Genomic DNA, 15,566 nt, shown 5'->3' with positions numbered 1-15,566 from the left:
CCTATGGCAGTCAAACCCGCATCCCCGAGCGACTATTCCGAAGGCTCGATCCGCGTTCTCAAAGGGCTGGAGCCGGTCAAGCAGCGGCCCGGCATGTACACCCGCACCGACAACCCGCTGCACATCCTGCAGGAGGTGATCGACAACGCCGCCGACGAGGCGCTGGCCGGCCACTGCAAGCGCATCAAGGTCACGCTGCACGCCGACGCCTCGGTCAGCGTGGAGGACGACGGCCGGGGCATCCCCTTCGGCCTGCATCCTGACGAGGGCGCACCCGTTATCGAGCTGGTGTTCACCCGCCTGCACGCGGGCGGCAAGTTCGACAAGGGCAAGGGCGGCGCCTACAGCTTCTCGGGCGGCCTGCACGGCGTGGGCGTCTCCGTCACCAACGCCCTCGCCACGCGGCTGGAGGCCACCACGCACCGCGAGGGCCAGGCCGCGCGCATCGTTTTCTCGGGCGGCGACGTGACCGAGCCGCTGGCCGCGCGCGCCCTGCAGCAGGGCGAGCGCAAACAGGGCACCACCGTGCGCGTGTGGCCCGACGCGAAATATTTCGAATCCGCCAGCCTGCCGATGGGCGAGCTGATGCACCTGCTGCGCAGCAAGGCCGTGCTGATGCCCGGCGTCACCGTGCAGCTCATCGATGAGAAGAAGAAGGACACGCAGACCTGGCAGTACAAGGGCGGCCTGCGAGACTACCTGGGCCAGACGCTCACCGTCGATCCGGTGATCCCGCTGTTCGAGGGCGAGGGCTTCGCCGACCGCCACAGCGAGAGCTTCGCCGAAGGCGAGGGCGCCGCATGGTGCGTAGCCTTCACCGAAGACGGCGCGCCCGTGCGCGAGAGCTACGTCAACCTCATCCCCACCAGCGCGGGCGGCACGCACGACGCGGGCCTGCGCGATGGCCTGTTCAACGCGGTCAAGAGCTTCATCGAGCTGCATTCGCTGCTGCCCAAGGGCGTCAAGCTCATGCCCGAGGACGTGTTCGCGCGCGCTTCCTACGTGCTCAGCGCCAAGGTGCTCGACCCGCAGTTCCAGGGCCAGATCAAGGAGCGCCTGAACTCGCGCGACGCCGTGCGCCTGGTCAGCGGCTTCGTGCGCCCCGCGCTCGAACTCTGGCTCAACCAGCACGTGGAATACGGCAAGAAGCTGGCAGAGCTCGCCATCAAGGCCGCGCAGACCCGCCAGCGCGCGGGCCAGAAGGTCGAGAAGAAGAAGGGCTCCGGCGTGGCCGTGCTGCCCGGCAAGCTCACCGACTGCGAAAGCCGCGACCTGGCCTACAACGAGGTGTTCCTGGTCGAGGGCGACTCCGCCGGCGGCAGCGCCAAGATGGGCCGCGACAAGGAGAACCAGGCCGTGCTGCCGCTGCGCGGCAAGGTGCTCAACACCTGGGAGGTGGATCGTGATCGCCTGTTCGCCAACACCGAAGTGCACGACATCTCGGTGGCCATCGGCGTCGATCCGCACGGCCCTCATGATTCGCCCGACCTGAGCGGACTGCGCTACGGCAAGGTCTGCATCCTGTCCGACGCCGACGTGGACGGCTCCCACATCCAGGTGCTGCTGCTCACGCTGTTCTTCCGCCACTTCCCCAAGCTGATCGACGCGGGCCACATCTACGTCGCCCGCCCTCCGCTGTTCCGCGTGGACGTGCCCGCGCGCGGCAAGAAGCCCGCCGCCAAGATGTACGCGCTGGACGAGGGCGAACTCGAAGCCATCCTCGACAAATGTGCCAAGGACGGCGTGCCGCGCGAGAAATGCCAGATCAGCCGCTTCAAGGGCCTGGGCGAGATGAACGCCGAGCAGCTCTGGGAAACCACGCTCAATCCCGACACACGCCGCCTGCTGCCCATCCAGCTGGGCGCGTTCGATTTCGGCGCCACCGAGAACCTCATCACCAAGCTGATGGGCAAGGGCGAGGCCGCCTCGCGCCGCGAGCTGATGGAGCTGCACGGCGACGCAGTCGAAGTCGATATCTAAGTCTTTTTGGCCTCCAGCGCTTTCCTATCAAGCGCTGGTAGCTCCTGATTCAATAGCATGAGCGATCAACCCACACTCGATCTTTCCGCGCCGCAGGACGACGGCGACCGCCTGGAACTCGCGGGCTACGCCCAGCGCGCCTATCTCGAATACGCCCTCAGCGTGGTCAAGGGCCGCGCGCTGCCCGACGTGTGCGACGGGCTCAAGCCCGTGCAGCGGCGCATCCTCTATGCGATGGATCGCATGGGGCTGGGCTTCAACGGCAACACTGCCGCCAAGCCCGTCAAGAGCGCCCGCGTGGTCGGCGATGTGCTGGGCCGCTTCCACCCGCACGGCGACCAGTCGGCCTACGACGCGCTGGTGCGGCTCGCGCAGGACTTCAACCAGCGCTACCCGCTGATCGACGGCCAGGGCAACTTCGGCTCGCGCGATGGCGACGGCGCTGCTGCCATGCGCTACACCGAGGCGCGGCTGGCCAAGATCACCGGCCTGCTGCTCGACGAGATCGACATGGGCACGGTCGACTTCATGCCCAACTACGACGGCAGCACGCAGGAGCCGCGCCAGTTGCCCGCGCGCCTGCCGTTCGCGCTGCTCAACGGCGCGAGCGGCATCGCCGTGGGCCTGGCGACGGAAATCCCGAGCCACAACCTGCGCGAGGTGGCCGATGCCTGCGTGGCGCTGGTCAAGAAGCCGCAGTTGGCCGACGAGGAACTGTTCGCGCTGATCCCCGGCCCGGACTATCCCGGCGGCGGGCAGATCATCAGCGCGGCGAGCGACATCCAGGATGCCTACCGCACCGGGCGCGGCAGCCTCAAGGTGCGTGCGCGCTGGAAGATCGAGGAACTCGCGCGCGGCCAGTGGCAGATGGTGGTGACGGAGCTGCCGCCCGGCGTCTCCACCGCCAGGGTGCTCGAAGAGATCGAGGAGATCACCAATCCCAAGATCAAGGCCGGCAAGAAGACTCTGAGCCAGGAGCAGACCCAGCTCAAGGCGGCGCTGCTTGCGCTGCTCGACGGCGTGCGCGATGAGTCGAGCAAGGACGCGCCGGTGCGCATCGTCATCGAGCCCAAGACCGGCAAGGTGCCGCAGCAGGATCTCATCACCACGCTGCTGGCCCACACCAGCCTGGAGACCTCGGTGCCCATCAACCTCACGATGGTGGGGCTGGACGGCAAGCCCGTGCAGAAGTCGCTGCGGCAGATGCTGGAGGAGTGGATCGCGTTCCGCCAGACCACCATCGCGCGGCGCTCGCAGCACCGCTTGAACAAGGTGCTGGAGCGCATCCACATCCTCGAAGGGCGGCAGATCGTGCTGCTCAACATCGACGAGGTGATCGCCATCATCCGCGCGAGCGACGAGCCCAAGGCGGCGCTGATCGCGCGTTTCAATCTCTCCGACCGGCAGGCCGAGGACATCCTCGAAATCCGCCTGCGCCAGCTCGCGCGGCTGGAGGCCATCAAGATCGAACAGGAACTCAAGGAGCTGCGCGAGGAGCAGGGCAAGCTGGAGGACATCCTGGCCAACCCCGCCTCGCTGCGCCGCCTGATGGTCAAGGAGATCGAGGCGGATGCCAAGCAGTTCCAGGATGCGCGCCGCACGCTGATCCAGGCCGAGAAGAAGGCCGTGGCCGAGGTGAAGGTGCTCGACGAGCCGGTCACCGTGGTCGTCTCCGAAAAAGGCTGGGTGCGCGCACGCCAGGGCCACGGGCACGAGGCCGGCAGCTTCGCCTTCAAGGCGGGCGACGGGCTCTACGGTACCTTCGAGTGCCGCACGATCGATACGCTCATCGTCTTCGGCAGCAACGGGCGCGTGTACTCGGTGGCCGTCGCCAGCCTGCCGGGAGGGCGCGGCGACGGGCAACCCATCACCACGCTGATCGAGCTGGAGGCGGGCACGCAGCCGGTGCACTACTTCGCCGGGCCGGGCAATGCGGCGCTGCTGCTGGCGGGCTCGGGCGGATACGGGTTCCTGTCCACCGTGGAACACATGACGGCGCGCAACCGGGGCGGCAAGGCCTTCGTCGCTTTAAGCGAGGGCGAGCGGCTGTGCCGGCCGTCGCACGCCGCGTTCACCAGTGGAAGCCAGGCCATCGTGCCCGCCACGCACGTGTGCTGCGCGTCCGCGGGCGGGCGCATCCTCACGTTCGAGATCGGCGAGCTCAAGCTCATGGAAAAGGGCGGGCGCGGCCTCATGCTGATCGACCTGGAGCCCAAGGACACCCTGGCGGGCGCGGCGGCCTATACGCGCAGCGTGCGCTTCGCGGGCGTGGGCCGTGGCGGCAAGCCGCGCGAGGAGCAGCTCGAAATCCGCAGCCTCAACAACGCGCGCGCCGTGCGCGGGCGCAAGGGCAAGGCGGCCGACCTGGGCTTCAAGCCCACCGAGGTGCTGCGCGTGGAATAGGCTATCGCTCTGCTTGTTGCGTTTGGTAGCATGCATGCAACGCTGCACCGCAGGGGCGCGGTGCGTTGCACACAAAACCCCACCCGACAAGGAGCGAGCCTGCCATGAAAAGCCTGCGTATTTCCCACAAGCTGTGGCTGTCCGTGGCGTGCGTCGTAGTGGCGCTCATCGCGATCATCACCGCGTCGGGCTACCGCTCGGCCCAAACCCAGGCCGAGGCCGACGCGCTCACCAAGGAGATGACGCTGCGCGTGCAGACGGCCACGCGCTGGGCCGGCCTCACCGAGACGAATGCGGCCCGCACCCTGGCCTTGTCGCTGAGCAATGAAAGCGCGGTGGCGCAGGCCTTCAAGGAGCAGATCCCGGCCACCTCGGCCCAGATCTCCGAGTTGCAGAAGCGCCTGGAAGGGCTGGACCTGTCGCCGGCCGACCGCGCCCAGATGCAGCGCATCGCCGAGGCGCGCAAGGCCATGATCGACCTGCGTGGGCAGGCCGCCAAGCTCAAGGAGGGCGGCAGCCAGGAGGAGGCGGTGCGCCTCGTGCAGCAGTCCTACATCCCTGCCGTGGCCACCTACCTTGGCACGCTGCGCGACTTCGTGCAGATGCAGGAGCGCGCCGCGGAGGAGCAGCTGGCCGAGATGGCCGCATCGCGCATGCTCACGGTGAAGCTGGCGGCGGGCGCTGTGGCGGTGCTGCTGCTGGGCATCGTGGCGGGGGCCTACCTGCTCATCGGCAGCATCCAGCGTCCTCTGGCCGAGGCCAACGCCATGGCGGCGCGCATCGCGGGCGGCGACCTGCGCAGCGACGGCGCCGAGGCCACGCGCGGCGACGAATTCGGCGAGCTGCTGCGCTCGCTGGCCAGCATGCGCCAGGCCCTGGCGCGCATGGTGCAGGAGGTGCGCCAGAGCACCGACAGCATCACCGTGGCCAGCGCCGAGATCGCCACCGGCAACCAGGACCTGTCGGCGCGCACCGAGCAGACTTCCAGCAACCTGCAGGAGACCGCCGCCGCCATGGAGGAGTTCACCAGCACCATCCAGCAGAGCGCGGGCAGCGCCAGCACGGCGAGCCAGCTGGCGGGCAGCGCCTCCGAGGTGGCACGCCGCGGCGGCACGGTGGTGACCGAGGTGGTTTCCACCATGGACGACATCCAGCAGAGCAGCCGCAAGATCGCCGACATCATCGGTGTGATCGACGGCATTGCCTTCCAGACCAACATCCTGGCGCTGAACGCCGCCGTGGAAGCCGCGCGCGCGGGCGAGCAAGGCCGGGGCTTCGCGGTGGTGGCTGGCGAGGTGCGCAGCCTGGCGCAGCGCAGCGCCGACGCGGCCAAGGAGATCAAGGGGCTGATCGGCACGTCGGTCGAGCGCGTGGAAAGCGGCTCGCGCTTGGTGCACGACGCGGGCGCCACCATGGCCGAGATCGTGCAGTCGGTGCAGCGCGTGGTGGACATGATCGGCGAGATCACCGCCGCGTCCGCCGAGCAGAGCGCAGGCATCTCGCAGGTGAACCAGGCCGTGGGCCAACTCGACCAGATGACGCAGCAGAACGCCGCCCTGGTGGAGCAAAGCGCCGCCGCCGCGCAAAGCCTGCGCGAGCAGGCCGATCACCTGGCGCACGTGGTGTCGGCCTTCCGCACCGACGGGTCGGCGGCCCTGCCGGCGCGCACACCAGCGCCAGCAGCACGGCCCGTGGCTGCGCCCCCGGCCAAGCCCGTTGCCGCCGCACCGCGCGTGGCAGCGGCTGGCGCGGCGCGCGCCGCAACTCCCAAGGCCCTGGCGGCGCCGGCAACCCCGGCAGGCGATGGCGACTGGGAGTCCTTCTAACACCGCGCCTTGAAACGGGCTCGCCTCCTAGGCGAGGGCCGCCGTGCAAGGGCCGCCTCGCCGCACGGGCGGCGTCCCCCTCCCGGAGCGCGCAGCGCGCAGAGAGAGGGAGCGGCGCAGCCGCTCAGGGGGTGTCACTCCAGCTCCGCGATCAGCTCGATCTCCACGCATGCGCCCAGCGGGATCTGCGCCACGCCGAAGGCGCTGCGCGCGTGCTTGCCCTTGTCGCCGAACACCTGGCCGAACAGCTCGCTGGCGCCGTTGGTCACCAGGTGCTGCTCTGTGTAGTCGCCGGTGGAATTGACCAGGCTCATCACCTTCACGATGCGCTTGACGCGGTTCAGGTTGCCGTCCGTCGCGGCGTGCAGCGTGCCCAGCAGGTCGATGGCCACGGCGCGCGCCGCGGCCTGGCCTTCCTCGGTGGTGATGTTCTTGCCGAACTGCGCGGCCCAGGGCTTGCCGTCCTTGCGCGCGATGTGGCCGCTCAGGAATACCAGCTTGCCAGACTGCACGTAGGGCACGTAGGCTGCGGCGGGCACGGCCACGGGAGGCAGGGTGATGTCGAGTTCTTTCAGCTTGTCGTAAACGCTCATGGAGATTCCCTTGAAAACGGACGGCGGGCGCTATGGGGCCCAGGCAGGCGGCCGGCGCGCGGCGGGCGGCGCCGGTGCCCGCGAGTTTCACATAGATGCGCCGGGCCTTCGTCATGGATGACCGCTGTGCGCGTCCGGCCTGGCGCCTGCCAGCGTGGCTGTGCGGCGGCCTGTTGGGCACGGCGCTGCAGTTGCAGCAGCCTGCGCTTTGGCACTGGCAGGCCTACGCGGCGGGGCTGGCCCTGGCGCTGCTGGCATCCGGCGCTCTGGCGTGCGCACCCGCGCGCGCCAGCCGGCGCGCGGCGCGCGCACGCACCGCCTGCGTCGTCCTCGCGGGCGCCCTGCTGATGGGCAGCGTTTGCGGCCTGCGCGCCGGGGCGTTCCTGGCCGGGGCGCTCGACCCTGCGTGGGAAGGGCGCGACGTGCGCGTGACGGGCGTGGTCGCCGCCATGCCGCAGCCGCGCGAGACCGGGCTGCGCCTGCGGCTGGCCGTGGAAGCCGCGCAGGACGTGCAGCAGGGTGGCGCGCCCGTGCGTCTGCCTGAGCTGATCGACCTCACGTGGTACGCCGGCAGCCTGGACGGTGATGCCCAGGCCCCGCCGCCGCCCGTGCGCGCGGGCGAGCGCTGGCGCCTGGTCGTGCGCCTGAAGGCGCCGCACGGCGCGCGCAACCCTCACGGCTTCGACTACGAACTGTGGCTGTGGGAGCAGGGCGTGCAGGCCACGGGCTATGTGCGCACGGGTGCGCGCCTGGACGCGCTGCACGGCCCGCCCGAGCGCCTGGCGGCCACCTGGCATCACCCCGTCGAGCAATGGCGCCAGCAGGTGCGCGATGCCATCGTGCGCCACCTCGCGGCGCCGGCGGACGATGCCGCGCGCCGGCGCGCGGCGGGCGTGGTCGCCGCGCTGGTCACGGGGGACCAGCGTGCCATCGAGCGTGCCGACTGGGACGTGTTCCGCGCCACCGGCGTGGCCCACCTGATGAGTATCTCCGGCTTTATGGTGCGTTCAGGGTGTTACTAGTGGTTTTTGGTAAGCGTCCGGGCAAGCTGCGGTTGACAGCCTAGACCTAGTCAGCGTGTAGCGTCTGAAGCTAATCATGAGGCGCGTAAGGTGCTATGTCTCTGAGGACTCATCCTTCTCCAAGCCATCTCCTTCGGCGACAGCTTGGTCTGCTTCTGGAAGATGCTGCAACACGTGGAGATGAACCCTCATGAACTGATGCGCGACACGGCGCGACTGCGGCATAGTCTCGAGTGGATACTCTTGCGGCGTATCAAGCTCAGGCCCGTAGCGCTGTCGCAAATTCGCTGCAATGTACTCGCCGGGCAGGAGGTGTGTCACGGAGTTGTACTGTTCTCGTCGGAAGTCTGCTGGCCTGGGAAGGCCGCTTTCCATTCCCCAGGCCTCCCCCACATAAGAGGCGAGGAGTGAGTCGATCTCTTCAGGATGCGCGTCGAATGTTGTAACGAGCTGCTCGCGCACATGTTCTTGCGAGGTTCCATGCGCCCAAGCCCAGTAGAGATGTGGGGCATCCTTTGGATGCGAGCTGTACAAGGGTGCTTCTGTATTGGCTTCTTCGATGCGCGCTGTGAGAATTTCCCTGAGTGGTGCTTCCCCTTCATCGGCAAGGACTCGCCGCTCAGGCGGTGTGTCTTCATAGTTCCGAATCCAACGAATGCATTCCATCGCAAACCCAACTGGCGTCGCCATTCGGATCGCACGCTCTGCCTCGGCTTGCCTATCCTCTGGCGATGGAATTTGACGCAGGAGACCCGCGATCAGCATACCCGCCTTGGCGCGCGTGTCAGCTATGACCATCATTCCTCGCTCACGAGGAAGCAAGTCGCCATTCGCAGCAAAGGTCGCTATGAGTGCCTTCGCTTGTTCGACCGTTATGGTGTCTTCGCGCTGGCGTAGTCGCGCAACCACCCTCGGAAGCCCCTGACGAGCCGCAAACGCTTCGAGAAGAGCCCGCCTTTCCGCAGGTGACGCCTGTGCCGCGCCCTCACATAGCGCCGCTACATGAGAGTCAGGCACATCACCGACTGGCACGCTGTAGGTGAAGTAGCGTTTGAAATACTGCGTAGAACAAACCTTTTGCTCTCTTGCCCAGATCGAGTCCCACTCACCACCGTACTCCATGCCCCCGATACGCGGGAACAGTGGTTCGAGTAGTCGGGACCTAGCGACTGCGCGCTCTTCATCCGAGAGCGTGGGCGTCGCTTGCTGGATGAGAGAGTCGATGCGGCTAACGGCATCCTGCAGTTGATTGCGCCGTGCTTCACGCTCGCCATGGAGAAAAAGAACTGAATTGTCTCGTATCGCTGCGTAGAGTTCGGGATAGATGACGCGAATCCCCTCAATCAGCATCAGTTCGGACGGGTTAACTTCGCCTCGAAGTATTGGCAATGCAAAGAGGAGAGCGTTGGACAAGAGCTTGGCCCGACGCGGAGTTTCAATGCGAGGCAAGAGCGCGTCATCGAAATGCCGTACAAACGCATCAACTTGTGGCTGGGTGAGCGTGATGCCGGCGTGATTTACAGCGTTGTCTACCCCCTCTAACGCAAGATGGCGGAGGCTGTTTTCATCAACTGGCGGCAAATGAAGTGGCACCTGGACAATCTTCTCTAGAAAGGCGCGTCCAGCGGCGGAGCCTCCAGCGCCATATCGTTCACCCAGCGCTGCCGAGACGACTGCATCGTCGAATGCTAGAACGTATGCGGTATGCCGGAAGCTGGCAGACAACTTGACCAGCTTAAAGACAGCGTGTGTTTCATCACGATCCAATCTGTCAATGTCATCGATCAGAATGATGAGGCGCTTCTGCGCCTCATCAAGCATGCCCTCAATGCGGGAGCGAAGTTCATCGAGACCTACATTTGACATCGCGTCACCCAGCCCCTTTGCTGCTTCGCCCGGGCTAACTTGAACGACACCACCAATCGAGAGTGATGCCAGAGAAAGCACGCTGCCATACTTCTGAAGCAGACTTCCCGCTTTCTCTTTCATGTTGGGAAGTGACCGTCCCATCGCATCCGCTAGGGTAGCGAAGAACCCTCGCAGGAGTAAGTCTTCAGTTTGAAAGTGCCAAGGATTGAAGCGCACGACGATGATTGCGTCATGGGTCGTCAGCTCTTCCTGCATCATCTCAAGGACGGATGTCTTGCCGTCTCCCCAAGGTCCGTACAGGCCTATAACAATGCTGGAAGGGTCGGAACGAGTGGCGAGCGTCTCCGCTATGCGCGTTGCGAACGGAGCGCGATTAAACCTATCTTCGCTTTTACTTGCGATCGGCTTGTCGGCAATATATTGATCCTTGGCATTGTCCCCGCCTGCCGGGGGCGGGTCGGCGACTGGCGGAGCGGCAAGTAGAGCTTCCACCCTTGACTGTTGCGCTGCCTTCTTCTTGAAGAATCTGAACATTTCACTCTCCTCCGCTACATTAATTATCGGAGAGTGTCGTAGATAGCCCAGTAGAGAGTTGGGGACGTTTTCCAATTCACAGAACTTTGGTGTTGCACCAATCACCCGATGCGCCACATCCTGGGAGAAATGGGCTCTCAGGTCATCGACCGGAAGCCGCAGACGCCATGTGCTGGTGATCACCACCTCGCAGTCGGGCGCCCTGCTGCGTATCCTGGTCCACTTGAACACTCGGTCTGGCTACATGACTACTTAATCCATTGATCACGAATGGCGGCGGAGCTGGTTCAGTCTTGCCGAATAGCAAAAGGGCTCTCGCTTTTTAGGCTATTCCCAGGGCAGCGAGGAAGGGTCGGCATCAGTATGAGACCGGGTGGAGGACGTTGTACTGAACGTCGCGCCCCTTGTCTGGAGGATCTCACGCCGATGCCACGAGTGGAAGCGCCAAGTGCTGGGATTGGGAGATGAGGCAGGAGAGGCGTACGCCGCAGTACACGACGCGGGGGGAAGATGTGTCTATCGCGGGAGCCTGAGATTCCAATCGATACAAGCCCAACCGCTATCATTGCCGAGCAAACAGGATCGCCGCCAAGCTGAAAGCCATCCATAGTGGAATGAGCATTCTGCTGAGGCGGATGATATGCGCCTCCCACTGAGCGGCGATGTATTTTCTGCGTCCCCGACCCGACCTGCTTACGCGACGGCCTAACTTTCCGAGTCCGCTTTGCTGCACCTAAAGCATCCAGAAATCTATGCTCAGGTCTCCCAGATCCCGTCAGGGCTCCTAGCATTCCAAACCAGCGACGCGTCCATCCTGGCGATCAAGGCTTCCGCAAGGGCTCTGCTGGTCTGTAAGAGCAGCGGCGGGCTAAAGCTCTATTTCGCGCCGGTCGTGTGCGGGGGCTTTCGACCTACTGCCTGCTCACGGCGTTCCCGGATGGCACAAACTCGCCGCTCCTTCTATGGACGCCGTTGTACGAGAACCCAGAGGCCAGAACGCTCCTTGCCGTGCTGAGCGCTCCGCGCATCGAGCTGTTTCTGCTTGACGAGAAGAACCGGCCATGGCTTTCGTACATCGCTGTAGCCCCTGACCGAGCGAAGCTTGCGAGGTTCTCGCAGAAGCTGCAGCTGGCACCTGGGGACATGGCACGGACTACGAGTCATGACGTGATCGACCAAGCGAGCGCCTGGTTCTTTCGCGGGGGTGAGCGCGAGGACAGGCGGGCCTTCACCCTGAGCTTCATTGAGGTGCTCATACGAGAGGACCTAGTGATGCTTCATGCTGGCATCCGCGAGTCCTTTTATGGCGAGGAAGCACGCCACGCTGAACTCGGCTACACCAACCCCGGTGATCGTCAGGAGCCTGATCTGGCGGAAGAACTGGCGGAGAAGTTCGGGGGAGGGAAGGTATTTCTGAACCCGCTGAAGCTGCCCAACATGGAGGAGTTGTGCGACACATTGGTCGTTGGTGACATCGCGAACTTTTACTTCCAGTTCAAGTCGAGTCCGAATACGGACGCAACAGCGAAGAGGGACATAGGTCGCCTTAGAACCACCATCGTGCACCACGTTGCCAAGGCGGTGGAGCAGACCGGCAAGTGCATCGACTATGTTGGAGACCCTGGCCCGTTCACGATTGCACTCAAGGCTGACCGCAAGTTTCGGGCGTCAGTGCGCCAGCACGGTAAAAATGCCATTTTCGTGATCGTGACCCATGAAGCTATTCGGGACGACCTTGCCAAATACGCGTCCGAGATCCTGCCGCTGGCCGAGCGCGCCACGAAGGTCATCTGTCACGTGGCCGAGACGGACCTCTACAAGTACCTGCACTTCTGCGCGACAGAGGAGGAGTTCTTCAAACTTCTCGTCGCTGACTTCAGATACATGCGCGTGCAGCGCGCGGTTTACGATCAAAGATTCTCTGCACTGCTGCGGCTCGAAGCGGAGAGGGAGAAAGCCGGGCGCATGGATACGCGGTCAGGGCCGCCGGATGTTGCTGCCGCCTACAGTGCGCCTGACGTCTGATCAGTTGCCCGACATGCAGCGATTGCGGACCTTCATGCTCTGAAAAGCCGGATGATCAATCAAAGCCAGCAATCCTACGGTCGGTCCATCGACCAACTGCCGCGAAAGCGCGCCTCCAGCGCAACTTGGCGCTGAAAGCTGGCACTACATCCGCACCCTCAAGCGTCGCGCTCGCTCCTTGAAAGCCGCTTCGCCGCCCTCCAGGATCTCGCAAACTTGGCGCCGGATAACAGGGTTCTCTAGCCCGCCGCTCTGATAGCTGATCTCCGGCAACTGTCCCGGTCGATGCGGCCCGCACTTGGCTACGATTACCTGATCAGCGTCCGTGTTGACGATGAGATTCGCGTTGTGCGTCACGATAATGATCTGACGGCGAAGGCGAGTCTTGCGGAACCGGTCCACCAGTTCATCGAAGATGGACTTTGGATCAAGGTTTTCTTCCGGCTGATCCACGATCAGTGGCCGATCGTCCTCCTGATCGATCGCCAAATACAGCAGCAGCAACACGATCCCGCGCGTACCGGGCGACAGCTGCTCGATGTCTACGCCTTCGTACTGCACGCCGTACGTGATCCTTATGTGGTCGGTGCCGTAGAGCCAAGCGGAAACGCGTCCACCCCATTCGCGAAAAGCCTCGGCATCTGAGCGCTCCACGGGCGCATGGTCTACCAGTTGCGCTTCGTGGGCGGCACGGAAATCCGCCATCGCTTCCGCTACCTCGGCGCTGGTTCCGGTCTCCCATGCCGCCAGCAGTTCGGCTTGTGCGGCCGCCAACAATGCGCCGCGCCCTTTGAAGGGGCCGGCCTTGCGTAGATCCAGCAGTTCCTCACCGCGCTGCGCCCAGGCCTCCAGATCAACGGATCGCCGGATCGAGAAGGCCAGCTTTCCCAAGGCACCATCCTCAGCCGCGAGGCGTTGCTTCAGCGGTTCATAGAGCGCAGAAAGCTCTTTCTCCTCTTCCAAGATGCCATCGAAAACAGCAGCGTAGCTTGTGCGCCGCTCTTCGATCAGTTCCTTGATCCGAGCCTCCGCCTGACTGGCCGTGGCGATCTCCCGGTCGAGTTTCGCCAGTGCAGCGTCGTCTCGTGAGATCTTCTCAGACAGGCGCTTGAACGCCCTAGTCGCCTGTTCATCGACATTGATCAATGCTCGAAGCCGAGCCGCTTCCCGCTCCAGAAGACCCAAGGTCTGCTGGCTCAAGTCCGCCCCCTCAGGCAAAAGAGAGGAGGTCGAGGGTGGTGTCGCAGGCACTGATTCCGCTTCCTTGAAGGGAATACCGACCATGGCCGCGATCTGATCATCTACCGCCTTGATGGCCGCTGTCAGGATGCCATCGACATCGCCAGAGAAGTCCATCAGAAACGCCCTCCAGGCTTCGGTCGTTAGACCAGCATCCGCATGGGCCTGCTGAAGCTGACGCAGCCGCAACGGCGCTTTGTTGGCCCGTATGTCGGCCACTTCGTCGCGCAGTGAGCTCAGGGCCTGCCGACGCCGACGCGCCTGCTCAATGAGCGAACGTACGGCCTCCGCCGCGTTGGACACGACATCGAACTGCTTGGCGCGTTCTTCGCTTCCCTTACCGATTAGGCTCTCCCGATCCTTACGGTCCTTCGACAGGCCTGCCGCCTTGTCCGCGCGCTGACGCTGCAACTGAGGCAATGCCGCCCGGCGGCCACGCTCAAGGTTCAATTGCGTAGTGGCTTCCACCAATATCTCTTCATGGCTTTGTCGCATTGAGCGGCCGTGCGCTGCGTTGAGATCGAGCAACTCCCGAAACGTCGTCGTGCCCATCCGGTCTTCGCTCGGATGGGCCATGTAAATGATCCGCTCAATCTCAGCGAGCAGTTCATCGGTCATTCCCTCGGCGGAACAAAGCCGATCCACGAACTGCTGGGACAGATACTGCACGCGCGGCGACTCAAACAATCCCACATTCTCCAGGTTGCCCAGGTCGGCTTCGGTCGATGTACCGTCCTCCCACATCAATCTGGCAGTGTTGCCACGGAGGTGCCGGTGCGCGCGCCGAACAAACGACCGCTCGTCCAAGTCCCCGGAGAGCGCGAGGCCTGCCGCAGCGATCAGGTCTGCCAACGCAGTCTTTCCCGACCCCCTGGCGCCGATGATCCCCACCAGCCCCGGGTTGAGCTGCACCGAAGGCGCTCTCATCCAGTGCGCATCTGTGAGGGCTATCGAGGCGATGACATGCGAGGGCAGCGCTCCGCGTGGCGGTGAAGCGCCGATGAATGCGCGGGCGTCGGGCTCCAGACATGCCTGCCGCACCGAATCAAAACTGACGTCCCCCTTGATCCAGCAATACCGATCCAGTTTCGGCTCTCCGACCTGCTCCGGTGCATGGGCATCACTGCCGTGCAGACAGGGTTTGCAGCCGTTCCAATCGGAAGCAAGTTTGTCGATGGACGCAGCGCCTCTCCCCAGCCAGAACTCGCGCTGCTTAGGTTGCGACGAAAAGATGATGTGCGCGAAGCGCTCTATCTCCTTGCGCAGGATTGCCTGCGAAGCGTCGCTCTGCAGCCCAGATGAGCCATCGGTGCTGCCCGCAGCCACGGCAACCAGTACGTTCTCCTGCACCCATGCACTTCGCTTCCATTCCGCTCGCAGTTGATCCGGGTTGACCTTGAAATGGTTGGCGCCAACAGCCAATGCGGCCCGCTCGTCGATCAGTGTTGCGTCGTGGGCTTGTCCCAGTCGGATCAGGTCCGAAGCGTCACAGCGGAAGGTTTCACCATAGGCTTCGAAGGTGAGCGCGCGTAAGAAACGCCGGATCTGGTCCACGTGATCTGGATCTTCCGGAGAAACCAGCAGATGGACGTTGATCGGCGAACCCTTGCTGGTGCCGATCCCGTACCGCATCTCGACGTTGGCAAAGACCAGGTCTACATCCGGCAGCCGTCCCGTCTGCTTGTGCTTTCGAACCGCAACATACGTATCGACGCTGTAGTAGTCCGTGATGCCTATGGCACGAATGCGGGGCGTGGAGCCTTCGAGCTTCGCAAGAAACTGTTCCCACACATCCTCGCCGCAGTACTGGTTGTTGAGGATCGTTCCAGGCGCGTGAAGATGGGGATCCCAGCGGTGCCATTTGGCACCCTGTGGGTCAGACTTTCCAAGCATTGCTACCCCTCCTATTGCCAGTGGTTGCTCTTGTCACGCGGCATCAACAACAGCGCATCTCTGACAAATTGAATCACAAACGGCTGGCTACTGAAGCACCCAGCTGAGCCACTTTGGGTGTCATGGCTGGGCACGAGGAAGCCTATTGCCCGGTCCGTCAAGAACTGATACACTGCAAGCAC

The 15,566-nt window shown here is 64.1% G+C and carries 8 protein-coding genes and 2 pseudogenes; 6 read left to right on the top strand and 4 right to left on the bottom strand.

Translation table 11 applies throughout. From position 1 onward, the window contains the following. The first annotated feature begins 3 nt into the window (after positions 1-3). The 3 genes from AAG689_RS15905 to AAG689_RS15895 all read left to right on the top strand — a co-directional run bounded on the left by AAG689_RS15905 (position 4) and on the right by AAG689_RS15895 (position 6,209). Positions 4-1,980, top strand: a complete 1,977-nt coding sequence (locus AAG689_RS15905) for a DNA topoisomerase IV subunit B (protein ID WP_406622842.1) — start codon at positions 4-6, stop codon at positions 1,978-1,980. Between the two features lie 57 nt (positions 1,981-2,037). Continuing rightward, the gene (gene parC / locus AAG689_RS15900) at positions 2,038-4,383 is read left to right on the top strand and encodes a DNA topoisomerase IV subunit A (protein ID WP_406622841.1); all 2,346 of its coding nucleotides are present in this window, start codon (positions 2,038-2,040) and stop codon (positions 4,381-4,383) included. A gap of 104 nt (positions 4,384-4,487) precedes the next feature. Beyond that, positions 4,488-6,209, top strand: a complete 1,722-nt coding sequence (locus tag AAG689_RS15895; protein ID WP_406622840.1) for a methyl-accepting chemotaxis protein — start codon at positions 4,488-4,490, stop codon at positions 6,207-6,209. 134 nt (positions 6,210-6,343) lie between these two features. Here the strand turns inward: AAG689_RS15895 and AAG689_RS15890 are convergent, their stop codons facing one another. Continuing rightward, on the bottom strand, positions 6,344-6,802 hold the full coding sequence (locus AAG689_RS15890; RefSeq protein WP_020226972.1) for a RidA family protein: 459 nt from the start codon (positions 6,800-6,802) through the stop codon (positions 6,344-6,346). A 113-nt stretch (positions 6,803-6,915) separates the two neighbouring features. Between AAG689_RS15890 and AAG689_RS15885 the strand changes: the two are divergent. After that, a pseudogene (locus AAG689_RS15885) lies at positions 6,916-7,806 on the top strand (ComEC/Rec2 family competence protein); the annotation flags it as partial. A gap of 111 nt (positions 7,807-7,917) precedes the next feature. On the opposite strand, the gene AAG689_RS15880 reads toward AAG689_RS15885, so the two are convergent. After that, positions 7,918-10,227, bottom strand: coding sequence for a P-loop NTPase fold protein (locus AAG689_RS15880; RefSeq protein WP_406626350.1), 2,310 nt, complete (start codon positions 10,225-10,227; stop codon positions 7,918-7,920). Positions 10,228-10,305: 78 nt separating this feature from the next. Next, a pseudogene (locus tag AAG689_RS15875) lies at positions 10,306-10,458 on the bottom strand (HAD domain-containing protein); the annotation flags it as partial. Between the two features lie 173 nt (positions 10,459-10,631). On the opposite strand from AAG689_RS15875, the gene AAG689_RS15870 reads away from it, so the two are divergent. Together AAG689_RS15870 and AAG689_RS15865 are read left to right on the top strand one after the other, a co-directional pair. After that, positions 10,632-10,760, top strand: a complete 129-nt coding sequence (locus tag AAG689_RS15870) for a DUF4113 domain-containing protein (protein WP_406622839.1) — start codon at positions 10,632-10,634, stop codon at positions 10,758-10,760. A 634-nt stretch (positions 10,761-11,394) separates the two neighbouring features. After that, the gene (locus AAG689_RS15865) at positions 11,395-12,252 is read left to right on the top strand and encodes a hypothetical protein (protein ID WP_406622838.1); all 858 of its coding nucleotides are present in this window, start codon (positions 11,395-11,397) and stop codon (positions 12,250-12,252) included. 144 nt (positions 12,253-12,396) lie between these two features. On the opposite strand, the gene AAG689_RS15860 is transcribed toward AAG689_RS15865, so the two are convergent. Further along, positions 12,397-15,384, bottom strand: coding sequence for a TrlF family AAA-like ATPase (locus AAG689_RS15860; RefSeq protein ID WP_406622837.1), 2,988 nt, complete (start codon positions 15,382-15,384; stop codon positions 12,397-12,399). Positions 15,385-15,566 lie beyond the last annotated feature (182 nt).

This window comes from Acidovorax sp. SDU_ACID1 (genome assembly GCF_045291395.1).
In the GTDB taxonomy this organism is placed as follows: Bacteria; Pseudomonadota; Gammaproteobacteria; order Burkholderiales; family Burkholderiaceae_C; genus MR-S7.
This window is presented reverse-complemented; position numbering and strand designations above follow the sequence as displayed.